The sequence below is a fragment of the Rhodoferax sp. genome, from assembly GCF_044236835.1.
GTDB lineage: Bacteria > Pseudomonadota > Gammaproteobacteria > Burkholderiales > Burkholderiaceae_C > Allorhodoferax.
The window spans coordinates 1-25,703 of the sequence record NZ_JBIIGC010000005.1 but is presented as its reverse complement, the minus strand read 5'-3'; the positions used below and the strand labels follow the sequence as shown (position 1 = coordinate 25,703).

Annotated in this window: 26 protein-coding genes; 9 read left to right on the top strand and 17 right to left on the bottom strand. The window is 61.5% G+C overall.

Features of this window, described 5'->3' with window-relative positions; translation table 11 throughout:
* Window positions 1-40: 40 nt before the first annotated feature.
* Entirely contained in the window at window positions 41-1,285 is a 1,245-nt protein-coding gene (locus ACILRC_RS05065) for an MgtC/SapB family protein (RefSeq protein ID WP_395668271.1), read from the bottom strand.
* Window positions 1,286-1,312: 27 nt separating this feature from the next.
* Complete coding sequence (locus ACILRC_RS05060) at window positions 1,313-2,824, bottom strand: S41 family peptidase (protein WP_395668270.1); 1,512 nt, start codon at window positions 2,822-2,824, stop codon at window positions 1,313-1,315.
* Window positions 2,825-3,212: 388 nt separating this feature from the next.
* Between ACILRC_RS05060 and ACILRC_RS05055 the strand changes: the two genes are divergently transcribed.
* The 7 genes from ACILRC_RS05055 to ACILRC_RS05025 all read left to right on the top strand — a co-directional run bounded on the left by ACILRC_RS05055 (window position 3,213) and on the right by ACILRC_RS05025 (window position 7,769).
* Complete coding sequence (locus ACILRC_RS05055; RefSeq protein ID WP_395668269.1) at window positions 3,213-3,641, top strand: DUF4440 domain-containing protein; 429 nt, start codon at window positions 3,213-3,215, stop codon at window positions 3,639-3,641.
* 91 nt (window positions 3,642-3,732) lie between these two features.
* Window positions 3,733-4,191: a YHS domain-containing (seleno)protein gene (locus ACILRC_RS05050; protein ID WP_395668268.1), complete on the top strand. Its 459-nt coding sequence runs from the start codon at window positions 3,733-3,735 to the stop codon at window positions 4,189-4,191.
* A 41-nt stretch (window positions 4,192-4,232) separates the two neighbouring features.
* Window positions 4,233-4,718: a DoxX family membrane protein gene (locus tag ACILRC_RS05045; RefSeq protein WP_395668267.1), complete on the top strand. Its 486-nt coding sequence runs from the start codon at window positions 4,233-4,235 to the stop codon at window positions 4,716-4,718.
* A complete protein-coding gene (locus ACILRC_RS05040; RefSeq protein WP_395668266.1) occupies window positions 4,715-5,317 on the top strand; it encodes a DedA family protein in 603 nt (200 codons plus the stop codon). Before ACILRC_RS05045 ends, ACILRC_RS05040 begins: the two co-directional genes overlap by 4 nt.
* A 7-nt stretch (window positions 5,318-5,324) precedes the next feature.
* Window positions 5,325-6,452, top strand: a complete 1,128-nt coding sequence (locus ACILRC_RS05035) for a hypothetical protein (protein ID WP_395668265.1) — start codon at window positions 5,325-5,327, stop codon at window positions 6,450-6,452.
* A 23-nt stretch (window positions 6,453-6,475) separates the two neighbouring features.
* Window positions 6,476-7,018, top strand: coding sequence for a hypothetical protein (locus tag ACILRC_RS05030; protein ID WP_395668264.1), 543 nt, complete (start codon window positions 6,476-6,478; stop codon window positions 7,016-7,018).
* Window positions 6,996-7,769, top strand: coding sequence for an NRDE family protein (locus ACILRC_RS05025; protein ID WP_395668263.1), 774 nt, complete (start codon window positions 6,996-6,998; stop codon window positions 7,767-7,769). The genes ACILRC_RS05030 and ACILRC_RS05025 overlap by 23 nt, the downstream gene beginning before the upstream one ends.
* On the opposite strand, the gene ACILRC_RS05020 is transcribed toward ACILRC_RS05025, so the two are convergent.
* From ACILRC_RS05020 to ACILRC_RS04985, 8 genes are all read right to left on the bottom strand, one after another.
* Window positions 7,759-8,508 (bottom strand): GNAT family N-acetyltransferase, encoded by a 750-nt coding sequence (locus tag ACILRC_RS05020; RefSeq protein ID WP_395668262.1) that lies wholly within the window; start codon window positions 8,506-8,508, stop codon window positions 7,759-7,761. The two genes, ACILRC_RS05025 and ACILRC_RS05020, sit on opposite strands and share 11 nt — an antisense overlap.
* 85 nt (window positions 8,509-8,593) lie before the next feature.
* Entirely contained in the window at window positions 8,594-8,821 is a 228-nt protein-coding gene (locus tag ACILRC_RS05015; protein WP_395668261.1) for a zf-HC2 domain-containing protein, read from the bottom strand.
* Window positions 8,818-9,393 (bottom strand): sigma-70 family RNA polymerase sigma factor, encoded by a 576-nt coding sequence (locus ACILRC_RS05010; RefSeq protein WP_395668260.1) that lies wholly within the window; start codon window positions 9,391-9,393, stop codon window positions 8,818-8,820. The genes ACILRC_RS05015 and ACILRC_RS05010 overlap by 4 nt, the downstream gene beginning before the upstream one ends.
* Before the next feature lie 198 nt (window positions 9,394-9,591).
* On the bottom strand, window positions 9,592-10,671 hold the full coding sequence (locus tag ACILRC_RS05005) for a M48 family metallopeptidase (protein ID WP_395668259.1): 1,080 nt from the start codon (window positions 10,669-10,671) through the stop codon (window positions 9,592-9,594).
* 4 nt (window positions 10,672-10,675) lie between these two features.
* On the bottom strand, window positions 10,676-11,899 hold the full coding sequence (locus ACILRC_RS05000; RefSeq protein WP_395668258.1) for a YjgN family protein: 1,224 nt from the start codon (window positions 11,897-11,899) through the stop codon (window positions 10,676-10,678).
* A 52-nt stretch (window positions 11,900-11,951) separates the two neighbouring features.
* A complete protein-coding gene (locus tag ACILRC_RS04995) occupies window positions 11,952-13,979 on the bottom strand; it encodes a TRAP transporter large permease subunit (protein ID WP_395668257.1) in 2,028 nt (675 codons plus the stop codon).
* The gene (locus tag ACILRC_RS04990) at window positions 13,976-14,602 is read right to left on the bottom strand and encodes a TRAP transporter small permease subunit (RefSeq protein ID WP_395668256.1); all 627 of its coding nucleotides are present in this window, start codon (window positions 14,600-14,602) and stop codon (window positions 13,976-13,978) included. The genes ACILRC_RS04995 and ACILRC_RS04990 overlap by 4 nt, the downstream gene beginning before the upstream one ends.
* A 72-nt stretch (window positions 14,603-14,674) precedes the next feature.
* Entirely contained in the window at window positions 14,675-15,796 is a 1,122-nt protein-coding gene (locus tag ACILRC_RS04985) for a TRAP transporter substrate-binding protein (RefSeq protein ID WP_395668255.1), read from the bottom strand.
* Between the two features lie 249 nt (window positions 15,797-16,045).
* Between ACILRC_RS04985 and ACILRC_RS04980 the strand changes: the two genes are divergently transcribed.
* The gene (locus ACILRC_RS04980) at window positions 16,046-18,880 is read left to right on the top strand and encodes a DUF2339 domain-containing protein (RefSeq protein WP_395668254.1); all 2,835 of its coding nucleotides are present in this window, start codon (window positions 16,046-16,048) and stop codon (window positions 18,878-18,880) included.
* The gene (locus ACILRC_RS04975) at window positions 18,877-20,313 is read left to right on the top strand and encodes a DUF3999 family protein (protein WP_395668253.1); all 1,437 of its coding nucleotides are present in this window, start codon (window positions 18,877-18,879) and stop codon (window positions 20,311-20,313) included. Before ACILRC_RS04980 ends, ACILRC_RS04975 begins: the two co-directional genes overlap by 4 nt.
* Before the next feature lie 81 nt (window positions 20,314-20,394).
* Here ACILRC_RS04975 and ACILRC_RS04970 read toward each other — a convergent pair whose 3' ends face one another.
* The 7 genes from ACILRC_RS04970 to ACILRC_RS04940 form a co-directional block, all read right to left on the bottom strand.
* Window positions 20,395-21,909 (bottom strand): N-6 DNA methylase, encoded by a 1,515-nt coding sequence (locus ACILRC_RS04970; RefSeq protein WP_395668252.1) that lies wholly within the window; start codon window positions 21,907-21,909, stop codon window positions 20,395-20,397.
* An 18-nt stretch (window positions 21,910-21,927) separates the two neighbouring features.
* Window positions 21,928-22,608 carry a hypothetical protein gene (locus tag ACILRC_RS04965; RefSeq protein ID WP_395668251.1) on the bottom strand — a complete coding sequence of 227 codons (681 nt, stop codon included), beginning with the start codon at window positions 22,606-22,608 and terminating at the stop codon, window positions 21,928-21,930.
* Window positions 22,601-23,260 (bottom strand): hypothetical protein, encoded by a 660-nt coding sequence (locus ACILRC_RS04960; RefSeq protein WP_395668250.1) that lies wholly within the window; start codon window positions 23,258-23,260, stop codon window positions 22,601-22,603. Before ACILRC_RS04960 ends, ACILRC_RS04965 begins: the two co-directional genes overlap by 8 nt.
* Window positions 23,261-23,369: 109 nt before the next feature.
* Entirely contained in the window at window positions 23,370-23,828 is a 459-nt protein-coding gene (locus ACILRC_RS04955; RefSeq protein WP_395668249.1) for a putative toxin-antitoxin system toxin component, PIN family, read from the bottom strand.
* Window positions 23,825-24,145: an AbrB/MazE/SpoVT family DNA-binding domain-containing protein gene (locus tag ACILRC_RS04950; protein WP_395668248.1), complete on the bottom strand. Its 321-nt coding sequence runs from the start codon at window positions 24,143-24,145 to the stop codon at window positions 23,825-23,827. Before ACILRC_RS04950 ends, ACILRC_RS04955 begins: the two co-directional genes overlap by 4 nt.
* Before the next feature lie 68 nt (window positions 24,146-24,213).
* Complete coding sequence (locus ACILRC_RS04945; protein ID WP_395668247.1) at window positions 24,214-24,810, bottom strand: RES family NAD+ phosphorylase; 597 nt, start codon at window positions 24,808-24,810, stop codon at window positions 24,214-24,216.
* A 9-nt stretch (window positions 24,811-24,819) separates the two neighbouring features.
* A complete protein-coding gene (locus ACILRC_RS04940) occupies window positions 24,820-25,290 on the bottom strand; it encodes a hypothetical protein (protein ID WP_395668246.1) in 471 nt (156 codons plus the stop codon).
* Between the last annotated feature and the right edge of the window lie 413 nt (window positions 25,291-25,703).

Below are 25,703 nucleotides of genomic sequence, written 5' to 3'. Positions count from 1 at the left end.
GACCCACGCCAACTTCCGACCGGGTTGGCCCATCAACGCCCTACCCTACCAACCAGCCCAGCACCAGCCCGGCGGCCACGGCAAACATGCCTGGCAGCACCTTGCGTGCCAGCGTGGCACCGCCAATTACCACTGCCAGACTGCTCTTGAACACCGTGTTGGCGAGCATCGCCAGCAAAATCGCAGTTGCGGTTTGGTGTGCCTGCAGGTTGCCCAGGTTGAACAGCCGCAAGCTCGACAGCGTGATGGCATCCAAGTCGGTCAGCCCAGATACCAGCGCCACCGCGTACACGCCACGACTGCCCACCAGGTCAGACAGCCAAGCCGCAGCAAACAGCACCACTGCATACAACACGCCAAAGCTCAGTGCTGCGCGGATCTCTGTCGGATTCTTCATCTCCAGGCGCGGTGCGTCGTCCCGGGTGTCCAGGTTTCGCCACGCCAGATAGATCACCACCAAGCCTCCTAAGGCGCCGCCAAGGAACATCGGCAAGACGGACAACAAGAGCGTGGGTGCAAGCACCGCAATGAGCACTGACAAGCGCGCCAGAACCACCCAATTCGCCAACAAAATCACCAAGGCTGCCATGCCAGCCAATTGCGGCGAATCGCGCCCGTGGCGCGAAAACGCCAGCGTCGTGGCCGTGCTAGATGCAATCCCACCGAACAAGCCCGTCAGCAGGGTGCCGTGGCGCTGGCCGGCCACCCGCAGGGCCGCATAGCCCGCCAGTGACAGACCCGAGATGAGGACCACGATCCACCAAATCTGGTACGGGTTGAGTGCGTTGTACGGGCCGTAGTTCTGGTTCGGAAGGATGGGCAGTATCACGAAGGACAGCACCGCGAACTGCAGGATGGACACCAGGTCGAGCCGGGTGAGGCTGCGCGATACCCCGCTGAGCTCGGGCTTGAAGTACAGCAGCGCGGTGGTCGCAACCGCCAGCGTCACAGCGAGCTGCTCCATGCCAAACCACACCAAAGCACCCAGGGCATAACACACCACCACAGCAGCAACCGTCGTGGTGCCGGGGTCACCCTCTGCCGGATCACGCCAGTAGGTGGCCACCATCATGCCGCCCAAAACCAGCAACCCCGCAGCCAGCAACCATGGCGCCCCAGTCTTCTCTGAAAGCACCGCGCCCAAGGTGCCCGCCAGCGCCACCAGCGAAAACGTGCGCAATCCGGCACGGGCCGCAGGGGAGCGCTCGCGCTCCAACCCAATCAACAGCCCAATCGCAAGGCTCGTAAAGAATGGATAGAGAAGTGCAATTCGGTCGACCTGCATGTGCGCATTATGAGCATGCCGATGCAATCAAGGGGCGGTGGCCGAAGGCTTCAAAATCTTCGCCTCCTGCCAGTGCGGACGAATCACGCGTTGGGTGCTCGCGCCCATGCCACGCAGGTTCGCGCTCGACAGAGCACTGCTTGCGCTAGGGGATGTACACGGCAGACCGCGGTGGCGCGCGATGGCGGTGGCAAACATGGGTTCTGTCGTGACGCCCAGCTGGAACGACAAGTCATCGCTCACTGCGCACTGGGGCACAAAACCGTCGGAGAAACCGCCTAGGCCTTTGTCGTTGACGCCTTCAAACTCCATGGCCGCATAAGTGATCCCGCAATTGTCCTGTGGCACAAATCCATAGGGCTTGCCGCAAGTGGTGCTGCCGATCTGCACCACCTCCACATCGATGCCACGCAATCCATTGATGATGGACTCGCTGGCCGAGCATGTGTCAGCCGTGGTCAGCACATACACCTTAGAAAGATTGAGTGTGGCGAATGGAGCTACTGAGTTCCGGCCGGTGCTGTAGAACGGCACGCTTTGATTTCCCCCGGAGCGCTTGTCGTTGTACCTGAGGGTTTCGAAGGTCTTGTTTTGGGTTCGTGCGACTCCTGCGATGGCGTACGACACCGCGCTGGCCATCGCCAGGTAGCCACCACCGTTGTAACGCAGGTCCAGCACCAGCTGATCGATCCCCTGCGCTTGAAAGTCAGTCATGGCCGCCAGCAACGGCGCCTCGGCTGAATCGATATGCGCGTTGAACAACAAGTAGCCCCACTTGACGCCCTGGTCGATCACCACCTTGTGCTCCGCCTGCGGTAGTACCACGTTAGCAGCCGTCAAAGTGACAGTACGTGTGCTTACGCTGCCCACTGGCCGAATCACAAAGGTGGTGTTGACGGCTGCGCTTGGGCTCAACGCCTGATTCACAACATTTTGAATGGACGTACTGGTGCTGTTGACCGGGTTACCGTTGACACTGAGGATTTCATCTCCGCGCTGGACACTTGCCAAGGCCGCGAAGCCGGTCTGGGTGGACTGAAATACGTGGGAAACCCGCACGCGGCGTGTTGCGAGAGTCCCTTGATCGCTCAATTGCCACCCATAACCTAGCGCCTCCCCTTGCGAGTAGTCGTTCCAGTAACTGGTGGAGGTGAGGAAACTGAATTTATCGACCTTTGTGCCGGTCACGGTGAACGCAGGGTTGCGCAAGTCCTGAAAGTAGTTATTGATCGACTCCACAAAGTTGGAATACGGATTGAAGTAAGTAGTGACGTTGTACTTGTCCGCATTGGCGCTGACCGCTGGTACGTCCCTGTACCAAAGGTAGCGTTCGTCGAAATAGGCTCTGATCCAATTGCGTTCGTCAGCCAAGGAACCCGCCCTGGTTGGCTCTAGCGCATCCGCTCTGAACGGATTGTTGGCGGAACATATTTGAGCCAGCTGGGCCGCCGAAGTCGCTCCGGTAGTGCCCCCGGTGCTAACCCCCGTACTGGCCGTTCCACCGCCGCCGCCGCCGCATCCGGCAAGCGCCAACACCATTAGCATGCCCATGGACATCAACTTCATGCGAACCCCTGTATGTATAGATGGTTGAGTGGCAATGGCACGCCAATCGCCGCCGGATAGTTTAGCCAGCGTTGGGAGCTTGTATGCAAGAATTTGGGCGATGCTGTTCGTCTGCCCGACCTACCTTGCGTCGCCTTGGGCGACCCGCAACATCCTGCGTTGCAGCGCAAGCGCGGCGATCCTCGCCGCTCTGCTACCGGATAGCGCCTTGGCCAACGCGTCCCAGCTCGCACCTGTGCCTCCACCGCCTAGCATTGAGGTCTTGATGAAGCGCGCGGCCCCGCAGGCGGCGGCGCCTCAAGCGGTAACTTCCTCTCCCCCAGCACTTGCGGACGACACACCGCCGCTTTCCACAGAAACCATGGTGGCGCCTTCCCCCCAAATTGCTGATGCGCCGCAACCTGCTCCCCTTCCCAGTCCTGCGCCTCCTGCGGCAAGCAACACAGAACAACACATCCAAGCGGTCAAGGCCACCGTACTCGCTTGGGCAGCTGCATGGTCTGCCAGAGATGTCGATGCTTACCTGGGTTTTTATGCCGGCGATTTCGTTCCGACAGTCAAACAGCAACGTAGCCAATGGGAGCGAGAACGGCGCACCCGCATCCTCAGGAACAGCGCCATCGAGGTACGGGTCAGCCAGCTTGAGGTTCGGGTGGCGGGGGCGCACGCGGTGGCCCGCTTTCGGCAGGAGTACCGCGCACCAACCTTGTCGGTCTCCAGCACCAAGGATTTGCGCCTCGCCAATGCCAACGGGCAGTGGCGCATCATCAAAGAAACTGAGACCCCTTAGCGAAAAAACTGTAAGAAACCCAGGCTGCGCGTGACTTAAGGCTACACCCGATGCACCGGGTGGGCACTGTCCGACCAAAAAGGAGCCTATCTTGCAGATTCTTCGCCACGCCATCGCCCCCGCGTTGTGCTTCATGGCCCTGGCCGCCTCGCCAGCCCATGCCAAAGAGCCCGCCGTGTACACCCCGTTGTTTAGCAAGGCCGCCGTGAGCGGCTACGACACAGTCGCCTACTTCACCGAAGGCAAGCCGACCAAGGGTGACACCAAGTTCACCGTCACCCACAACGGCGTCCAATGGCGCTTTGCCAGCGCCGAAAACCGCGACAAATTCCAGGCCGCGCCCGAGCGTTACGCGCCCCAATATGGTGGCTACTGCGCCTGGGCGGTAGCGCAGGGCTACACCGCTTCGGCCGACCCGCTGCGCTGGAAGATCGTCAACGACAAGCTCTACTTGAACTACGACGCAGACGTTCAGAAGAAGTGGGAGACCAACATCGCAGGATTTGTACAAGCGGCAAATGCCAACTGGCCGTCAGTGCTGGAAAAGTAGCGCCCGACCCACCCACCCTTGTCCAAGCCAAAGGAACTGCCATGCAAAACCGCCCCCATCCACCCCGCTGGGCCCGATTCGCCGTGCCAGCGTTGACTGTGTACATCGCCTTTGTGTTCTTGCAGTCCTTGTTCTTCAAGTTCAGCAACTCGCCGGAGACGCAGTACATCTTTGGCACCTTGGACGCCTGGGGCGCCAGCCTGGGCTTTCCCGGCCTGTTTGCGCCCTCCGGCATCTTCAGCCAGTACGTGGTGGGCAGCACCGAGCTGGTCGCGTCGGTGATGATGCTCCTTGGTCTTTTCACCTCGCAGCGCCTGCTGCACACCGCCGGTGCGCTGCTGGCGCTGGGTGTCATCAGCGGCGCGATCTTCTTTCACCTTTTCACACCCCTGGGTGTGGAGGTCCGCAACGTGGATGGAACGCTGGATGGCGGTGTGCTGTTCGCCCTGGCCTGTGGCGTGTGGTGCAGCGCGGCCGTACTGATCTACCTGGGCCGCGGCGCCCTGCGAGCAGCGCTTTCGCGATGACCGACGCTGGATGGATCACCGCAGCCTGGGACCCTTTGGGTGCCGCGCTGCAATCGGGTACAGCGCCCTGGCAGATCTTGCTGCTGCTTGCAGCGAGCACCTTGTTGCTAGAGGACCTTGCCATCGCCGCCGGGGCAGCACTGGCGGCGGCCGGAAGCATCTCCTGGGAGGCGGCCTTTATCGCGGTAGCAGGTGGCATTGCCTTGGGGGACTTGGGACTGTATGCCCTCGGACGGGCAGCAGGCAAGGTGCCTTGGCTATACCGCCGTTACATCGCCGGGCGTGCGCCGGTGCTACGCGGGCGGCTGGAGTCACGCCTGTGGCAGGCGGTCATGCTGGCACGCGTGGTACCGGGTTTGCGTCTTGTCACCTACACAGTTTGCGGCTTTGCCCGCGTGGGGCTAACCAAGTTTTCCGCGGCTGTATTGGTGGCCGTGGCAGCGTGGACGGGTGGGTTGATGTGGCTCGGTGCTGCGGCTGGTGCGCACATTGTGCAAAAGCTGGGCGTGTCGGCGCCGCTGGCAGTGGCGCTGCCGGTGGTGGCCATTGCGCTGGTGTTTCCACTATTTCGTTGGTTTAGACAACGGTTCTTTTCTTGAGTCATTGATGCAAGTACCCAAAGTCCAAGCGCCCCACGCCGGCATGCCGCCGTTCGACCAAACCGGAAAGCCATTGAGCTTTTTTGAGTTTTGGCCCATGTGGGCTTTCTATCCCCCTGTGTTGCTCTACGTCTTGTGGCTGATGCTGCGCTTTCGGGGCGCCATGCTGCCCACGGTAGCCAACCCGTCGTTCCCGGGAGGCGGTTTCTATGGCGAGTCGAAGGCGGCCATTTTGGATTTGGCGGTCCAACACATTCCCGAATGGGTGGCGCCTTTCATCACGGTCGAGCGACCTGCGGGCCTGGACCATCCCCAGCAGAGGCACAAGGTGCTGCGCGAGGTGCTTGCCGAACTGACCGACAAGGGCTTGGCTTTGCCGGTGGTGGCCAAGCCCGACTTGGGCTGCCGTGGTGCCGGCGTGGTGTTGGTTCGTGACGAAGCGGCGCTAGCGGCGTACTTGCGCAAGTTCCCAGAAGGAGCCCGGCTCTTGCTGCAAAAGTACGTGCCATTCGAGGGCGAGGCAGGCATCTTCTACTGCCGCCATCCGCATGCAGCCAAAGGGCGCATCATTTCCATCACGCTCAAATACTTCCCCTATGTGTACGGCGACGGCCAGCACACGCTACGTGAACTGATCATGGCCGACCCCCGGGCCGGCGCCCTCTCGCACCTGTACCTGCGGCGCCACGCGTCTAGACTCGACAACATCCCGCGGCCGGGCGAGGCGATCCGGCTCGCGTTTGCCGGCAGCCACAGTCGCGGTGCCATTTTTCGCAATGGCACGCATTGGGTCACGCCGGAAATGGAGCAACGCTTCGACGAGATCTCTCAGCGGCTCCCGGAGTTCTACTTCGGCCGCTACGACATTCGCTTTGCCGATTTCGAAGCGGTGCGCCAGGGCCACGGCTTCACGATCCTAGAAGTCAACGGCGCAGGCGCGGAAAGCACCCACATTTGGGACCGCGGCACCAGCATTTTCAAGGCCTGGGCGGACCTGCTCACGCAGTACAAGCTGCTGTTCCAGATTGGCCGCGCCAACCGAGACCGAGGGTTCAAGCCCCTGAGCCTGGCGGAATTTCGGCGCTGGCACCAACGCGAAAAGCAGCTCACCCCGCTCTATCCACCTACCGACTAAACCTACAAAAGAAAGGCACGCCCATGCGCGAATCCTGCGCCGAACCGCTGTGGAACGACAACCAGCGACTGCTGCAACAGGCCCAGCACCTGGTCGAGCGGCTGCAAGACGCGGCCGCTCCCAGCTTCCGATACGGCCAAGCGGTGGGACCCCACCTGCGCCATATCATGGAGCACTACACCGCCTTGCTGGACGCTTTGGTGCAAGCCGATCCAGTGGTGCAATACGACGCCAGAGGAAGAGACATGCGTGTGCAAAACGAAGCCACTGCCGCATTGGATTTGCTACGGGACCTGCAGGCACGCTGGTCGACCCTGGCCCACCAGTGCGGCGCTACAAGCGCGCTGGGGCAAGCGCTACACACCTGCCTGCAAGCTGGCGCCAGCGGTGAGCACAGCGTGGTGGTGCCCACGACGTTGGGACGGGAGTTGTTGTTCTTGTCCTCGCACACGGTGCACCACTTTGCGCTGGTGGCGCAGTACTGCCGCGCGGCGGGCGTGGAGCCGGAGCAGGACTTTGGCAAGGCCCCCGCAACCCGCGCCTTTGAACGCCTGGCTGCGGCTTGAACCCATGTGCCTGATCGCCTGGCGCTGGCAGCCCGATGCGGATGTGCCACTCGTGGTGGTAGCCAACCGCGACGAGTTTTACGCCCGACCCACACTGGCTATGCATTGGTGGGCTGGCGCGGACATCTTGGCGGGCCGGGACCTGCACGCTGGCGGTAGTTGGCTGGGCCTGGGCCGCAGCGGCAGATTTGCTGCTATTACCAACTTCCGAACCCCTGAAAGCCCGCGCAACGAGCTGCGCTCCCGCGGCGAGTTGGTCACCGAGTTTTTGCAGGCGCAGTGCACACCATCCCAGTACCTGTCTGCATTGACCAGTCGCAGCGAGGACTACAACCCGTTCAACCTGCTGGTCAGTGACGGCCACCAGCTAATGGGGCTGGAAAGCCGCAGCAAGCGCGGGTTCCTGATCGAGCCCGGTGTGGGCGCGGTCTCCAACGCCGACTTCAACACCCCTTGGCCCAAACTGCACCGCCTCACCCAGGATTTGGCGCAGACCAGCGACCCCGGCGCTGTCGACCCATCGGTACTCTTTGAGATGCTGCAACGGCGCGAGGTGGCCAAGGACGAGCAACTGCCGCACACCGGTATTGCCCTGGAGCGCGAACGCGCGCTTTCTGCGGCATTCATTCAGACGCCCGAATACGGAACCCGCGCCAGCACCGTCGTGCGCCAGACACGCACCGGCTGCGAAGTATGGGAGCGGCGTTTCGATGCAAACGGCCCAGCGGGCGAGCTGCGTTTCAGCTACTGATGCCAAAGCGCTGTCGGCGCAGGCGCATGCCCTCGGACTGCAGATCCATCAGTGTCAAAAAGTCGATGGACTTGAATTCGCGGTCCATCGCAGGCGGGCCGCAAATCCATGCACCCAGCGACAAATAGGCTGCCAGCAGCTTGGGGAGCTTCGCCGCAGGTACCGGATGCGTCTGGGCCGGCAGCGCACAAACCGGGTGCGGTTGCGTGCGAAATCGCTGGGGCGCCAGGTAGGCATCCAGCATCGCCGCCGCTGCATGGCCAACTGCCGGATCCTGCGAGGTGAGAGAACTGCATCCGATGAGGTAGCGCGCGCCGCGTGTTTGCGCGTAGCTGGCGATTCCACGCCAAAGCATGCTCAGCACCTGGAAGTTGCGGTGCGCCTTGTCGATGCACGCCCGACCCAGTTCCAGCGTCTGGGCGCGGCAGGCATCGAAGGCCTGCAGGTCAAACTCTTGCGCGCAGTAGTAGCCCAGGTGGGTCTGGGCGACCACGCCGGTTTGCATGCGGTAGGTGCCCACCACCTGGTCGGTGCGCTGGTCCCAGACCAACAGGTGGTCGCACACGGCATCAAAAGCGTCCACGTCGCGCTGGGTCGCAGCGCTTTGTACCAAGCCGCTGCCCATCTCCTGGTTGAACACGGAGTACCGCAAGGCCTGGGCTCGCGCCACATCGGCCTCGGTGGTAGCGAAGTCCAATCGGTAGTTGCCGACCACTTGCGTGGCAGACAGCAGTTGCATGGTTGTCATGGGCGGGCGACTCGGTAGGTCCAAACTGGGTGGTCGTGGCAGCCGCCCATTTCTTACCGATGCCCAAGGGCCCAATTCAATCCCTCGCGTCCTCGCCAGATCCGTAGTTGCGCCATTGCGTCATTGCATTGCGCATGGTGAGTACCTGCCGCTGGAATCGGGGGCATGCCTGACAAATGACCATGTGAAAACGCAACGCCAAGCGCTCCGCCAGCGGCAGCACCCGGTCTTCGCGGGCGATCACCAGGGCCGTCACCTCCTTGCAGGTGCGTTGCAGCAGAAAAGTTTTTTTGAACGCGTTCATCGTGCAATAAACCAATTCAACTCCAGGCACTCGCGCAAGCGCAGGCGGGCGCGGTGGAGTTGGACGTACAGGTTCGTCGGCGTCAGCGCGAGCGTCTTACAAATTTCCTCGCTGGAGAGCTCCAACCACTCCCGCATCAAAAACAATCTGGCCTGTACCGCAGGCAACTTTTCAGCGCAGGCGTCCAAAACGGCCATGAACTGGCGGCTTTGGAGGTCTTGTTCGGGGTTTCCCCACTCTGCAGGCGCTTGCGCGAAGTGCCCGTCTTGGGTGAAGGCGATGTATTCCAAAGGATCGGCCTGGTCGTCCTCGTCGCCATGATCCAGCACCACTTCACGCTGGCGCTGGCGCATCGAGTCGATGATTTTGTGCTTCAAGATGCCCACCAGCCAGGTCTTGAGCTGGGAGCGCGCCTGAAACGCAAGCGGTTTGGACAGCGCAGCCAATACGGTTTCCGACACGGCATCTTCAGCCCAGGTGTCATTGCGCAGTTGCAGGCGCGCAAACCGCATCAGGTAGCTGCGCTGGGCGGCCACTTCGGATTCAAAGTCGGTGGGGGTGGGCGGTGGCATGGTCGGCTGCGGCGTCGGGAGGGTGTGGCGGATGGGCGCGTCAGTGTACCGACCAGCTGTTACCGCCAGGCGGGTCCGCTTGGACTGCATGTAGCCGCCGCATTTGCCCGCTGCGCTGGCGGTGCTGCTGCGGGTTTGGCATCTGCCAACCTTACCCCCTGCTTCGCAAAAATACACAACCCGATGAAGCGGTGAACCCTAAGGTTTGGCGCTGCCAGCAGCGCGCGGCCCTTGTTCGGCAGCTTGCTGAAAGAACGCGATGCGCTGGGCGTCTCTGGGGTGCGAGGCAAAAGCAATGCCGAGCAGGGACTCCTGGTCCGGCCGATCACCACCTTTCTTGCGGTGTTGCTCCAGCTTGTCGAACAGGGTGAGCATGACCAGCGGCGAAATGCCTGCGGCGTGCAACACCTGCACAGCAAATGCATCGGCTTGGCGCTCGGCCTCGCGCGAATAGTGGGCATGGCCCAGCAGCAAAGGTACTGCGCCCAACAAGCCGCTGAAATCGCCCAATGCCACCGCACTGACGGTGCCCAGCACGCCCGCTTGCACCAACATGCGCATGCCGTGGCGGTGCTTTAAGTGGCCAAGTTCATGGGCCAGCACCGCAACAAGCACCTCTGGATTGCCGTCGACGAGTTGCACCAACTGGTCGGTCATAACCATGGTGTCACCGGGCAGCGCAAAGGCGTTTGGGCCGATCTGGCTGTCCCGAAAAATCAGTTGCCAAGGTGGGACTTGCTGCACGGGCAGTGCCTGGGTCACCTGCTGCCAGCTTTGCTGGAGCCGCTGCTGTTGGGCCGCGCTGAGCTTGCTGGGCCGCATCATCTGGGCGTCCAACGCCACCAACGACGACTCGCCCAGTGCGCGGTCCACGCTGGACGGTACGGCGGCGACCAACGCGTCGCTGAGCACCGGCAAACCCCAGCCGTAGGCAGCGGCCAGCGTACCGATCAGCAGCACGGCGCTGACCAGCACAGAGCGCCAGCTTTGCTGCATCTTGACCACCAATGACTCGCGCGGTCCGTAGCAGGCAAGCCAAAGGTCCCACGCCGCAGCATCCTCGGGCTGCACCGACCCACCCGCCGAAAAGTGCGCCACGCGCGGTCCGTGCCGGACGCGCTCTGGCCACTGCACTTGGTCGATGGGGACGCGCACCTCCAGCCCCTGGGCGACCACGCACAACTGGTCGTTCTGCCGGGTCAGGCGTGCCGCCACCGGCTTGCCAGAGCGGCCATCAAAGTAGCGCACCGCGATATCCGGGGGGGCCGCGGCATCCACGCTGTCAGACCCCGATGTCGATACCCAAGATGTCACCTGCGGCATCGCCTGCGGTATCGCCTTGCTTACCCAAAGCCGCCAGTACCAGTTCGTCCGGCGCGAGTGAGAAGGCAACCGTCACCGCTTGCAAACGCATGCGCTGGGTTGCGATTGCTGCAAAGGGCCAGTACAGGCCCAGGGTGAGCACCGTCAGGGCGAAGTTTTTCAATGCCAGCCCCATCAACCCCAGGGCCTCCAAGTCACTGTGGAAGCGCAGGTGGCTGCTGGCTGTGTTGCTCCAGACCAGGTTCTGAACCATGGCAGCTGCCATCGCTTTGAGGGATGTCATTGCCGCCACGATCGGGGCGTACACGCCAATCAACAACATCCCAATACCAAACCACGAGTTCGAAGGTGTCGACATCCCGCCGCTGAACAACACAGAGACGCCCAGCAGCACCACGCCCATCACCACCAACAAGGAGACAAATCCGAGCCCACCCAGCTTAAAAGCCAACTTGTAGAAGTCCCACAGAGGGACCCCAAACTGGCTTTGCTGCGTTGCCAGCACATAGTGGTTGTGCTGGTACCTTTTCAAGTTCCAGAACAAAAATGGCATCAGTACGATCGAGCCCAGAAACACCGCCGCCATGAACGCCAGGCCAAGCCACACAGCCTGCCCCGTCATGATGGCGCCTTCGCCCCCGGCTTGGGTACCCCCCCAGAACGCACCCAAACCAATCAACAGCACCAGTGGCACCCAAAAGAGCGCTACTGCCTTGTAGGCACCCGGCAAAGCACCTGCAAATTGAAATCGCAACCCGCGCCAGCTGGTATTGGCCAGCCGAAACTGCATCGAGGACTTCCACAAGGCCGGCCACAAGGCCGCCAGCAACACGAAGGCAAGTGCAGCGGCAATGGGCGAAACCTGCTGGGCTACCGAGTAGCTGGCAAACAGCGCCACCACCAGCAAATAGCCCTTGAGCATTTGCTTGGGGTCGCCATGGAATCCCAGTGGCTGGCCATCCACCACGGTGTTGCCATAGAAGTAGCGCAGCCGCCGCACCTTGGCCCATGGGTAGTACAGGCCCAGGGTACACACAGTCAACAGCAGGTTGACGATCCAGATGCGGAAGTACTCGCTGCCCGAGCCGGTGAACTCCAAGCGCACGCTGTAAGGCTGCGCAGCAGCCACGTGGGTTTCCGGCGCGTCTTCTGTGGCCCTCGAGGGGCCGTTTTCTTCTGTCATGTGAGTCCCTTGATCTGCTTTTGTTCTTTCGTCTTGCGTCGCACCCACTCCGCTATTTGTACAGCACCTCCGGCAGCCACATTCCGATCGCTGGGAACTGGTAAAGCAAGAAGATGGCAAACACCTGAATCGCCATGAAAGGCAGCATGCCGGCAAAGATCTGGTTCAGGGTGACATGCGGGGGGCTCACGCCCTTGAGGTAGAACGCGGCCATGGCGACCGGCGGGCTCAAGAAGGCGGTTTGCAAATTCAAGGCCACCAGCAGGCCAAAGAACAGCGGGTCGATACCGAAGTGCGGCAGCAGCGGAATAAAGATCGGCATGAAGATCACGATGATCTCGGTCCACTCCAGCGGCCAGCCCAGCAAGAAGATCACCACCTGCGCCAAGATCATGAACTGCACCGGCGTCAGGTCCATGGACAGCACCCATTGGTTGATGATCTCTTGCCCACCCAGCAGCGCAAACGCGGCCGAGAAGATGCTGGAGCCCACAAACAACCAGCACACCATGGCGCTGGTTTTGGCCGTCAGGTACACCGACTCGCGCATCACCGTCATGTTCAGGCGGCGGTAGGCACCGGCCAGAAACAGTCCGCCCAGAGACCCCATGGCGGCAGCCTCGGTCGGCGTTGCCAAGCCAAATACGATGGTTCCCAACACCGCCAAAATCATGACGGCCAGCGGGAAAAACGACCCCAGCAGCATCTTGAAGATCTCCAGCCGGGTGAAGCTGAAGAACGCGTAGAACAAGACCAAAGCGACCACGCAGCTGGCCAGCGCAATCCAGAAGTTCAAGGGCGCGGGCAGCCGCTCGAGCGTGGCGGCGTCTGCGGCGGGTGCCGCTGCGGCTTGGGCCGCTGCCTCGGTAGTCCCGGAAGCTGCTGTGGCGTTGGCACTTGCGCTTTCGGTGGCAGTGGCCGCGCCGCCAGAGGCCGGCGTTGCGCCTTCGGATGCGCTTGCACCTTCTGCGCCAAGCGGCTTGGCCTCACCCTCGGCAGGCGGCGTGCTCAGACCGTCCTCTTCCTGGGGCGGGGCGGCAAGCCCGCCCTCCTCTTCGGTGGCTTCCTCGGTTTCGTCGAAGCTGGAGCCTCCCATGGCGACGACTTCCGCCCCTGAGACTTCCACCACTGGTGCAGTGAGCTTGAAGTAAATGAAGCCCATGATGAGCGCCACCGCAATCGCGGGCAACAGGGCAATGCCCAAATGGCTCAGCAAGTCCTTCATGGGCACTTGCGCGTTGCGCTTGCCCTTGATCGCGCCAATCAGGCCGGGCAGCACTTTGTTGCTGACGTTGGCAGACACCTGCTCTGCAAACGCGGGGAGCGGCACATGGCGGTCCGCCTCGGACATGGGAGGCGCCATGCTCGGCTTGAGTTTGGCCACGATCACCACGTACAAGACGTACAAGCCCGCCAGCATCAACCCCGGAAAGAACGCGCCAGCGTAGAGCTTGACCACCGACACGCCGGCGGTGGCCCCGTACACGATCAGCATGACCGAGGGCGGAATCAAGATACCCAAGCAACCGCCGGCGGTGATCGCGCCAGCGGAGAGCTGCACGCTGTAACCCGCCCGCAGCATCGCCGGCAAAGCCAGCAAGCCCATCAGCGTGACCACCGCGCCCACAATGCCAGTGGCGGTTGCAAAAATCGCGCAGGTGATGATGGTGGCTACCGCCAGCGAGCCCGGCACACGGGCAGTCGCCAGGTGCATGCTCTTGAACAGCTTCTCAATCAGGTTGGCCCGCTCAATCAGGTAGCCCATGAACACGAACAGCGGGATGGAAATCAGCACATCGTTGGACATGACCGAGAAGGTGCGCTGCACCATCAAATCCAGGGTTTGCTGCACCGCAAGGTCGGGGTTTTGGCTGCGGTAGGCGATCCACGCGAACAACATGCCCATGCCCATCAGGGTAAAGGCGGTCGGAAAGCCCAGCATGATGGCGACCACCACCAATGCCAGCATCAACAGACCCAGGTGACCGTTGGTCATTTGGGCAGCGGGCGGCAGCAGGATAAATGCTGCCAACACCACCAAGGCCATGATCGTCAGGCCAAACCACACTTCTTTTTTCATTTGTGGCTCCCTTTGGGTTCGAGCACCAGGGCGTCCAGCTTGGCAATGTCTTCGTCTTTCACATGCACCATTTCTTTGAGTTTTTCCACATCAACTTCTTCCACATCTTCGCCCCGCTTGGGCCACGCGCCGTTCTTGAGGCACACCACGCAGCGCACGATTTCCACCAAACCTTGGGCCAACAGCAAAGCGCCCGCAATCGGGATAATGGTTTTGAACGGGTACACCGGCGGCCCGTCAGCGGTGACGTTGGAATGCTCATTGATCGCCCACGACTCCGCCGCAAAGTTGTAGCCCGCCCAGGCCAGCGCGACCACGCCCGGAATGAAAAACAGCAGGTACAAGGTCAGGTCCAGACCGGCTTGCAAGCGCGGCGGAAAAAAACCATACAGCACATCCCCGCGCACATGGCCGTTCTTGGACAAGGTGTAGGCACCGGCCATCATGAACAGCGTGCCGTACATCATGCTCATCACGTCGAAGGCCCAAGGGTGCGGGCTGTCCAGCACATAGCGCGAAAAAACTTCCCAAGAAATCATCAAGGTAAGAAAAAGAATCAGCCAGGAAAAAAACTGACCGATCAGTGTGCTGATCTTGTCAACCGTGAGAAGCAGTTTCTGCATAAGTGCGGCCCAGTAAAAAAATCAGCCCTCCAACGGGGGTTGGAGGGCTGCGGGTGGAAAACCCGAGGGAAATCAAGCCTTCTTCTTGGCTCCGAAGAAGTGGCTCACCGCCATGCGACGGCTAACGTAGGTGTCTTGGTCCCACTTGACTGCGCGCTCGGCGAATGCCTTCTGCGACTCGACCACTTCCTTGAACAAGGGGTTCTCGGCCGACTTCTTGGCAAGGATCGCGTCCCACAACTTGAGCTGCTCTTGCAAGATGGCGTCGGGCGTCTTGTAGAACTTCACCTTGTCTTTGGTCTGCAACTCGATGTAGTCCTTGGAGTAGCGGTCGATCGCCTTCCAGGACATTTCGGCAGACGCTGCCTCGGTGGCGCCTGCAATGATGGCCTTGAGCTTGGACGGCAACGCGTCGTACTTGGTCTTGTTGAACATGATTTCGAAGGTCTCGGCGCTCTGGTGGTAGCTTTGCAGCATGCACACCTTGGAGACGTCGGGGAAACCCAGCAGACGGTCGGAGCTGGCGTTGTTGAACTCCGCGCCATCGAGCAGCCCGCGGTCCATGGCGGGCACAATTTCGCCGCCGGGCAAGGCGTTCACAGCAGCGCCCATGGCGGTGAACAGGTCAATGGCCAAGCCGTTGGTGCGGAACTTCAGGCCCTTGAAGTCGGAGGCCTTGGTGATGGGCTTTTTGAACCAGCCCAGGGGCTGGGTAGCCATAGGGCCGTACAAGAAGGACTGGACATTGCCGCCGATGGATGCATACAACTTGGCCAGCAACTCGGCACCACCGCCGTACTTGTGCCAAGCCAAGATCATGTTGGCGTCCATGCCGAACGCGGGGCCCGAATTCCACAGGGCTAACGCGTTTTGCTTGCCGTAGTGGTAGCCCAGCACGCCGTGGCCACCGTCCAGGGTACCCTTGGACACCGCTTCCAACAAACCAAACGCTGGCACCACGGCGCCCGCGGGCAGCACCTCAATCTTGAGGTCGCCACCGCTCATGTCATTGACCTTCTTGGCGTAGTCTTGGGCGTACTCGTGGAAGATGTCCTTGGCCGGCCAGGTGCTCTGCCAACGCATGGAAATCGGGCCGGTTTGCGCCTTGGCGATCATGGGCGCAGACAGTGCGCCTGCTGCAACAGCTGCGCCCTTGAGTAGGTTGCGGCGGCGGGGGGCTTTGGGTTCAGTCATCGTGGCGTCTCCGTTTATAAAAATGAAAAAAACACCGGGCATTCTCCACTCGCGGGCATTCCAACCTCGCTAGGGTTTTCACCCGGTATCCACAGCTTTGACCTGCGCGCCACTAATTCGCCAGCCGGTGCTTTGTGCGGTTGGCGCCTCTGGCAGAGCATGGAGTCTCGTTCGCCGGGGCATACCCTAGTGATCGGTACGCTTGCGTGGCTACACTGGACCCGACTGGATTTGCGAACAAGGACATCAATGCTTGCTTTTCTGCTTTCCGCTGGAGCGATTGCCGGCGCGTTAATGGATGGGATTTTTGGAGCGATCGGTGGCGCGGTCATCGGCGGGATTGGGGGATGGATCCTCGAGCACAACATCCGCAGGACGGTGGAGAAGGCCGTCCAAGACGAGGTCGGTCGGCGCATGGCGTCGTTGGGGCAGGTGCAGCGCACCCTCGCTGCATCAGATTCTCCGGTTCCCGTTCCGGCGCCACCCCGCGCGCCACCGCCATCAGAAGTGCGGATGCAGGATACGGCCCGAGTTCATGCGCCTACCAACTCGGCATCTGTCCTTGCGCCCGCCCCCACCGCCTCCACCGCTCCCGCCACGGCCAAGCCCAGAATGTGGGAGCCTGAGCTTGACACGGACACCACGGTCGCGGACAGCATGCACAAGCTGCGCGAAGTGCTGTTGGGCGGCAACACGGTGCTGCGGCTGGGTCTGTTGCTGCTTTTCATCGGGTTGGCGCTTCTTGCCAAGTTTTCGATCGAAAACGCATTGTTTCCGCCCTCGGTGCGCTTGGCGGGTATCGGCGCCACCGGGTTGGTCCTTTTTATTGTGGGTTGGCGCAAGCGCGCCAACCCACAGGGCAGCGGCTTCGGGCTGAGTTTGCAGGGCGCGGGTGTCGGCGTTTTGTACCTCACCGTGTTCGCGGCCTATGGGCTCTACCAACTGCTCCCCCCAAGCACCACCTTCATCTTGCTGGCCACCGTCTGCGTGCTTTCCACCTCCATTGCGCTGCTGCAAAACGCGCAAGCGCTGGCGTTCATTGGGTTGCTCGGCGCGTTTGCGGCGCCAATGCTGGCGTCCGACGGGCAAGGCGATTCGGTGTGGCTGTTTAGTTATTACCTGCTGGTTAACTTTGGCGTGGTTGCCATCGCAGCGCTGCGCGCTTGGCGGCCAATCAACCTGCTCGGCTTCTTTGCCACCTTTGGTGTTGCAACGCTGTGGGGCACTCTGCAGTACCAGCCCGAGAAGCTGGACAGCACGTTGCCATTTCTGTTGGCGTTCTTCTTGCAGTACTTTTTTGCCGCATGGTGGTACGCCCTGCGTCACGGTTTGCCCCAACAACGCGCGGTCGACGCCACGCTGGTGTTCGGCAATCCCATTGTGGCCATGGGCCTGTTGGCGCACTTGGTCTGGGACATCCCCTACGCCAGTGCCGCTGCCGCGCTGGGGCTGGCTGCTTGGTATGTGCTTGCTGGCTACGTAACTCTCAAGCGCGTTGCCAGTCCGACAGCGCAGTGGCTGGTGGAGTGCTGCGTCGCCTTGGCTCTGGGGTTCGCGACCCTTGCCGTTCCGCTGGCACTGGACGGGCGTTGGATTGCGACCGCTTGGGCCATTCAGGGTGGGGCAGTATTCTGGATGGGCCTGCGCCAACAACGCTGGCTCGCGCGGCTGACAGGTGCAGCACTGCAGATCTTCGCTGCAATCCTCTATGCGTCGGGTCTTGAAGTTGGGGCCGCGCCAGCCAGCACGATCGTCAACCCAGACTTTATTAGCGCACTCGTTTTGGCAGCCGGCGCTGCGGTCATTGCATGGACCGCACACACCTACAGCGGACCTTCCACACCATTCACCTCCTGGAATCAAACGTACCTCGAATCGGAGAAGCACTGGCCAACCGTGTTTGGCGCCCTCGGCTTCCTGTGGTGGCAGTGGGCACTTTGGACTGAAATCAGGCGTCTGGTGCACGAACCTTCGGACCTGCTCTCGAGTTGGCCGAACACCTTTCTCTACGGCGCGCTGGCGTGGGTGTTGAGCGCCTGGTTGGTCCACTTCTTGGCTTTGCCAAGGCGCGCCAAACCACTTTGGATCGCCGCCCTGCCAACCGCACTGAACATGCCACTCCTGTTGATCTGCGCGCTGCTTGGACTCGCCACGCAGGAGAACTCGTACTACACCAGCGCTTGGTGGGTCTGGCCGCTTGCGGCGCTTGCCCACCTGCACACGCTGCGCAACGTCGATCGTGTTTCGCCACAGCGCGCCTGGTCTTGGGCGCACAGCGCGGGTGTGTGGCTGCTGGTGGTGCTGGGCGGCGATCTGTTGTACCGCGGGGTGCAAAGCGCAGGCTTGTGGGATACGGCCTGGGCGTCTGTGGTCCTGCTCAGTGCTGCCACTGCGGTGCTGCTGGGGGTCAGCGCAGCCACGCTCTTAGGTGCAGCCTCAGCATGGCGCCAGCGCTGGCCCATGAAAACCCATGCGCTGGCCTACGCCTGGCGTGGCGCTGCCCCGGTGGCTTGGATCGTGGTCGCCGGTGCGCTGCTGGTGGCCTTGGGTTCGCGCGGCAACACGGCACCGCTGCCCTACATCCCCTTGCTCAACCCCACCGATCTGAGCGTGGCACTCGCGCTGGCAGTCGCGGCACTTTGGATGCGACGTCTGCGTGAGAGCACACTGGAGGTGCCTGCCATGGCACGTCGGCGCCTGTGGGACACACTCTGGCTGGGGGTGGGTTTCGTCGCCCTGAACACGGTGTGGCTGCGGGTATGCCACCACTTCGGCGGTGTTGATTGGAATGTCCAGGCGCTGTTCGATTCGTTCCTGGTGCAAACAGGCTACTCCCTGCTTTGGGCCGTTTTGGCACTGTGTCTCATGGTCACAGCCCACCGCCGCAATCGCCGGAATTGGTGGATCGGTGGCGCTGCGTTGCTCGGCCTGACCGTACTCAAGTTGCTGCTGGTTGATTTATCCAACCAAGGCGGAGGTGAACGTATCGTGTCGTTTATTGGCGTAGGCGTACTCATGCTGGTGGTGGGCTACTTTGCCCCCATCCCTCCGGCCCAGGCCAGCTCCAAAGAAAAACAGCCATGAACCACAAACTATGGACAACCCTATGGACCAGCGTGCTGGTGGCGGGGGTACATGCCCAAGCCCAACCGCTTTTGCAGCCCAGCGGCTTTTCCTGGAACGCCACCCTGCACGCTCCCGCCGATGCACCGCTGATCCGGGTCAACCTCCCCGCCGGCGGGTTGGCAGCCCTGCAAAGCAGATCCTTGGATGACATTCGCGTCTTTGATGCCGACGGCAACGCCCTACCGCACGCCGTCATAGCAAAGGAGTCTGCGCCCCGCACCGAGACACAAGGCCCCCTTGTGCGCGCCTTGCAGATGGGTTCGACCCAAAACGCCACCGACAAAGCCTTGGTTGCCAACGTGGAAGTCCGTGCCGACAACCAACGTGGTACCCAACGCATGCAGCTACGTTGGGAGCCGCCTGCGGCCTCCGGCGAACCCATGCAATCAGCCTTGTTCGACCTGCGGGACACGCAAGGCATGGTCAGCGCACTGGACGTAGATATAGCACTCCCGCAGAACACACCACTGCACTTGCAGGCAAGCGTCAGCCGCACCTTGCAGCAGTGGCAAGTCGTGTCCAACCAGGGGCCGCTCTATGTGTTTGAAGGCCCAGGCGCGCCGCGCAACTCGCAGCTTCGGCTCTCTAGCCCCACACCCATGAAAGGCAACTTCTTGCTGCTGCAATGGCCCGCCGTTCCCGGTGTGACGCTGCGCAGCGTGCGGGTGCGCACCGTAGACGACCGGCCCGGCGACGATTGGGTGGCGCTGGAATTGCCCCAGGACCCAGCAACGCAGGACAGCAAAGGGCTGCAGTGGACCTTGCCAGTCGGTGCGTCGGTCCATGCGATGCAATGGAGTGTCAACCAACCCAACCAGCTGCACACGCTTTCCCTGCAAGGTCAGCGCAGCGCCAACCCCGACCGAAAGCGCCCAGCTGCCTGGGAGCCGCTGGGCACCGTCGTGGTCTACCAGGTGCTGCAAAACGGCGAAGTGCGCCGCAACCCGCCCCACGTGCTTCCGCCAGGCGAATGGCGCGCGCTGCGCCTCACCGAATGGCCCGGGGGCGGCGCGCCAAAAATCGCCGGACTGCAATCGACGCTGTGGGTGCAGCCCGTCACACTGGCGGTGCTGACCAACGGCAAAGCGCCCTACACACTGGCGGTGGGGCGCGCAGACGCCCCGCCGGGCGCGGTGCCGCAAGCCTCACTCGCGCTGGCAGCCGCGTCGCCTGCATCGACCTGGCCACTGGCCACGCTCACGGAATTACCCAAGCCACTGTCCGAGCCCGGCAGCGGCCAACGCTGGCGCAGCGTGTTGACAAGCTTTGACAAAGGCAATGCACTGCTGTGGGCGGTGCTGATCGCCGCCGCTGCGGTGCTGGGCGCAGTGGCACTGCAACTGTTGCGCAGTTCCGGCGCGACCCAGGACAACACACCCAAACAAAACTGAAGACATTCAATGGCGAGTTGTGGGCGGTCCTACGCCGCAACCACCGCCAACGCTTCGGATGCGGGAGTCAGCGTGGTGGAATTACGCCGCTGGCTCGGCCAGGTCACTGGCAATCAACCGAAACTGCTCCAGGGCCGCGTGCAGGTCTTCCACAATCTCTGCGGCAATGACACCGGGGGCTGGCAAGTTGTCGCCGTCGGCCAGGGCGTCGTCTTTGAGCCAGAAGATGTCCAGGCTGGTTTTGTCCCGTGCCACCAATTCGTCATAGCTGTACGCGCGCCACCGCCCGTTGGGGCCACTGCCCGCACTTGCGTTGGGCTCGGGCGACCAGGTGGCCTGCCGCTGTTGCCGATTGCCCACTTGGTACAGGTCCACAAACTCGTCCAGGTCTGCGCGCCTTAGTGGATTGGTCTTGAGGGTGAAGTGCTTGTTGGTGCGCAGGTCGTAAATCCAGAGCTGCTTGGTCCACGGTGTTTCGCTGGCGCCCTTTTTCTCAAAGAACACCACATTGGCTTTGACGCCCTGGGCGTAGAACAAACCGGTGGGCAGGCGCAAGAGCGTGTGCACATCGCATTCGTGCAGCAGCCGCTTGCGAATGGTTTCGCCCGCGCCGCCTTCAAACAAAACGTTGTCGGGCAGGACCACCGCCGCACGTCCGTTTTTCTCCAGCAGCGTCTTGATGTGCTGCACAAAATTGAGCTGCTTGTTGCTGGTGGTGGCCCAAAAGTCGTCGCGCTCGATGGTGTCTTTTTCGGTGGTGGTGCGGCCGTCCTCCCCCACGATGACGGTGCTGCTCTTCTTGCCAAACGGCGGGTTGGCCAGCACCACCTCAAAGCGCTCGCCGGGGTCGGCGGCCAATGCATCGCCAACCACCACCGGCACCGCCTTCTCTGAGCCGATGCCGTGCAACATCATGTTCATGGCGCAGACGCGGGCGGTGGCCTGCACCAACTCATAACCGGTGAAGGCTTTTTCTTTGAGGTGTTTGAGTTGGTCGCGGGTCAAGTTTTTGTTGTGGGCCGTGACGTAGTTGTGCGCCGTGAACAGAAAGCCGCCGGTGCCGCAAGCCGGGTCGGTGATGCGCTCGCCGGGTTGCGGTGCGATGCAATCGACCATCGCCTGGATGAGCGCACGCGGCGTGAAGTATTGGCCCGCGCCGCTCTTGGTGTCCTGCGCGTTCTTTTCTAGCAGGCCCTCGTAGGCGTCGCCTTTGACGTCGGCGCCCAGCACCGTCCAGGTTTCGGCGTCAATCAGGTCCACGATGACGCGGCGCAGCTTGGCCGGGTCTTGGAACTTGTTTTGCGCCTTGCCGAAGATCAGGCCCAAGGTGCCCTTTTCTTGCCCCAACTTTTCCAGCGCATGGCGGTAGTGGTCAAACAGCTCGTCGCCGTCTTTTGCCAGGAGCGTGGGCCATGCATATGCCTTGGGCACGATGCTGGGCTGGTTGTAAGGCGGTGCGCTGCGCTCGTCGGCCATTTTGAGGAACAGCAGGTAGGTGAGCTGCTCCACGTAGTCGCCATAGCTCATGCCGTCGTCGCGCAGCACGTTGCAGTAGTTCCAGAGCTTCTGGACGAGGGAGTTGGTGGTGGTGTTCATAGGTGTTCTAGTGGCTTTTTACAGCTCTGACATTTGTGTAAACCGCTGTAGTACCAAGCCGGTGCGCGTGCTTTGCGAAACGATGCCGGGCAGCACGTTCGTGAAATCCGGCTGACGCAAAATGCCGAGTAAGGTTTGTGCGACAAAGTCGCGCACGTCTGGTCGCGCAGCGGTGAGCTCATGGATCAACTCTTCGCGTCCGTCCACCACGGCAATGACGTCTTCCAAATCGTGGCTCAAGTAAACATCGTTATTCCCCCGGTCCTTAAATGCCTCCAGTTTGGTGGCCATGAAGTACGGGGCCGACAAATGCCTCAGCTGCAGACCGGACGGCAGGATTGCCGTGACCGCCGATTCAAACCCCGGCCTGTACCAGCGATTGGCGAACCCCAGCACCTTCTCGTCGAGCGGCACCAAGTCCAGTTGCATGCCATTCCAGTACCAACGGAAGGGAGGCGTGTTGTCGGCCATGGTTTGCTTGAAGCCCTGCTCCATCAACTGCCTGGACAGCGCGTAGTAGCCGACCAACGATGCCACTTCCACAATCGCATCTACGTCTTCTGTGGCCCGAGCGTCTGCCACTAAGGGCTGCGTGATGAGCAGCCCGGTAGCGCAACCGCCCACAAACACGACTTGCTCGCGCAACGCACCCATCGCGTAGGCAATGGAGGTAAGCAATTCAGTATTGGGGTTAGCCATACATGGGCCTCTCTGCGGGCCGAGGCCCCTCGGGGTAGATCAACATAGGCAGCCGCTTGAGCGCCATGCCGCGTTCACGCGCACGGCCTACACGCAACGCATCAAACAAGGCCAGCATTTCGTAGAGCTTGGCATCTTGCATGGCTGCAAACGGCACACTGGGATGCAAAGGCTCCACACCCGGCCCGCGCACCGTGCCATTGGGGTGCGGCCAAACCCAATCTTCTGAACCCGGGGCGAACACACCCGCAAAGGCAGGCGCGCTATGGCTGGTCGGCACCCCCACTGAGACTGGCAGCTTGTCCGCTGGGAATGCATATTTGGCCCCATGCACTGCAAACTCAGCCAAATTGCGACTATGCACACGGGCCGGGTTGTCGGCATTGGTGGCCATCGCCGCTTTGGCACGGCGCGGCCTGGCCTGCACGCGATAGACCGCCACAAGCTCTTGCACTCCCGGGGAGGCCTCAGGCGGTGGAGCCAGCAGGGCTGTATCTACAAGCAGCCCTGCCTGCAGCCCGCGCTTGACGCAGGCATGCGCCTCGGACACGCTGATGCCGAGCTCCTGCGCCAGCCGCGCATACGTCCAGCGTTGGTCACCCCAAGCGACAAGCTTGAGGGCTACCAGAAAGTCTTGGGGTTTGAGCTGCACTTACATTCAATATTCGTGAATCGCGAATGTTGAATGTAAGTGGGTTGATGCGCAAAAGCAAGCTGAGAATGCAATTGATCCGAGGCCCTTGCGAATGTTGCGCAAGGGGTTACAAGTTTTGGAATAGCTCGAACGCCAGCGGATGCCTGATAAACGCCTCCAAGCCAAGAATTGGGCAACGACTTACCTGCTCAAACTCTGTTGCGATCGCCAGCAGATCCCTGTCGCCAGACACCAGCACTTGCGCCTTACCCGCCAGTGCCAGAAGCATGAACGGCACGTCAAAAACATCGCGGCACGCCGGCACCTGGGGTGGCGGCTGGGGAATGCGCACTGTCTCGGTATGCAGCAGGTAGTCGGCCAGCAACTCGTTCTGCTCCTCGCCTGAAAGCCGGAACTTGGGGTAGGCCAGCACCCGCACCAGCTCTTGCACGGTAGCGGTGCTGGCCAATGGCAAGAGCGCGCCCTGCTGCCACGCCTGCCGCACCTGCCCGGCGGCGGCTCCACCAAACACCAGCGCCGACAGGACCACGTTGGTGTCCAACACCGCGCGCAGTGGAGCGTTCATGCCTTGGATTTGGGTTTCTTGACGGCGGTCTTTTTGACCTTGGCTGAGGCAACCGCGTACGAGGCCAATGGCTCGGCAGCAATTGCGGGTGCCGCCTGTGGCGCTCTGGCCCAGGCCACCGCATCGGCAACGTCGGCCTCTGTCAAATTCAACTCCGCCAGTTTGGCCCGCACCGCGTCTGAACGCTGGATGCGCACCGGCGTGAGGATGATCTGCCCCGCACGGGCTTCCACATCAAAGTACTCCGTGGCACCCACGGCCTGCGTCACGCTCTTGGGCAGCGTGAGTTGGTTCTTGGAAGTGATCTTGGCTAGCATGGTGTTCTGGCTAAAGTAAGGATTCCTTACTTTAGCCAGAAGCCTGCCTACTGTCTAGCAGCGAAACTTCATTCCGACAGTATCGGCACTTGAGAACCGCGCGCCGCCAGAACGACCGCTTTGTGCAACAAGCCGGTGCCTGCCTGCACCAGATCAACAGCGGCCGCCCTCTTGGTCCGGTCAATGCCCGTACCGAACAAACCAACGCAACTGTGGCTGGGGTGCTGTGCCGACGCATAGAGCACACCATGCAGCCCTTGCTGCCGACAAGCTGCTGCAAACGCATGACTCGTCTCGTACCGCATGGACTGCAGCACAGGGTAATGCGCCTCCAGACCACGCAAGTCCGCCAGCCGCAGCGGCGACGTAGTTTCAAAGCTCAACAGCGCACGTTGCGCAATGCGGCTGACGTGGCAACTGCGCACTTCGCGGCGAAAGAGGCTTTCGTACAGCGCCGTCTCCGGGCTGTCGGCCAGATAAGCTGTGGCTTCATCCGCCAGATCAAAGCGCCCGGCAAGCCCACCGGGCGGTGCCAGTACATAACCCTTGTGCCGCACGCTGTTTTCAAGGGCTGTTTTGCGTTGTACCCGATGCCAAAGCTGGTGCGCGGGAATTTCAAGAATCGGCGGTGTGTGGCCCAGTAGTGTTGGTGTTTTGAAATTCATGGGTTGAGGTCAATGTGCCTCAGCCGTTGCCAGTGCCACGATGCGGTGCAGCGGCGCGCCCTGCTCCAGAGCGGCGCGGGGTGTCTGGCCATCCAGCGCCGTGGCGGGGGACTCCAGAAACGCCAGCAGCTGCCAGCCATCGGTCGTGCCCAACTGCTTAGCAACAGGTTGCAGCGCAGGCCAAATCGCGGGCTCAAACTGCCAGCGCGGCAGCTTGAAACCACGGCGCAAATGCGCAACGCCAATACAGCGGCCCGACTTGATCCAGGCATTGATGGTCACCCGTGTGGTGCCAGCCAGCGTGGCGGCTTCGTCGGTGGTGATCATGTCGGCAGCCTCCATGCGCTCGCGGCGGTATTGCGCGCCAGAGCGCAGCACAGCAGCAGTCTGCGCAGCGGTGGCGTAAGGGCTGGCGTTAGCGTCATTGCGCGGTCGGGTGGATTCGGGGGCAATTGGTGAGGTGAGGGTCAAAGTGTTCATGTGTGGGTCCGTGCACCGAAGGGCCGTGATACCGGTCGTCTGCCGTAAGTTTAGTACATTTAGATTGTTTTGGTAACTTGGTAAATTTTGAATAGTTCTTTCATTTCGACCAAACGTCACTACCCCGAAACGCCTCAGGAATCCAATGTCCAGCAGACATGTGATAGTAAGCTGTTGATTTATATGAATTTTTTCAAATGTTCCGGATTCGCATGTGACAAGCATGGAAGCTGTGGTGGTGAAGCTGGAGGCGGATGGGGTTGCCGTCGGCTACGAAGATGCTGAGTGACCTGCCCCCAATCCCCGTACCAATCTAAATTCCAGAAGTCCGTGGTTTGCAAGGTTAACTGAACTGCGTATCTGTCTTGCTCTTGGGAACTGCATCGCCAGTTAACTGGCGATGCAGTGCGGCA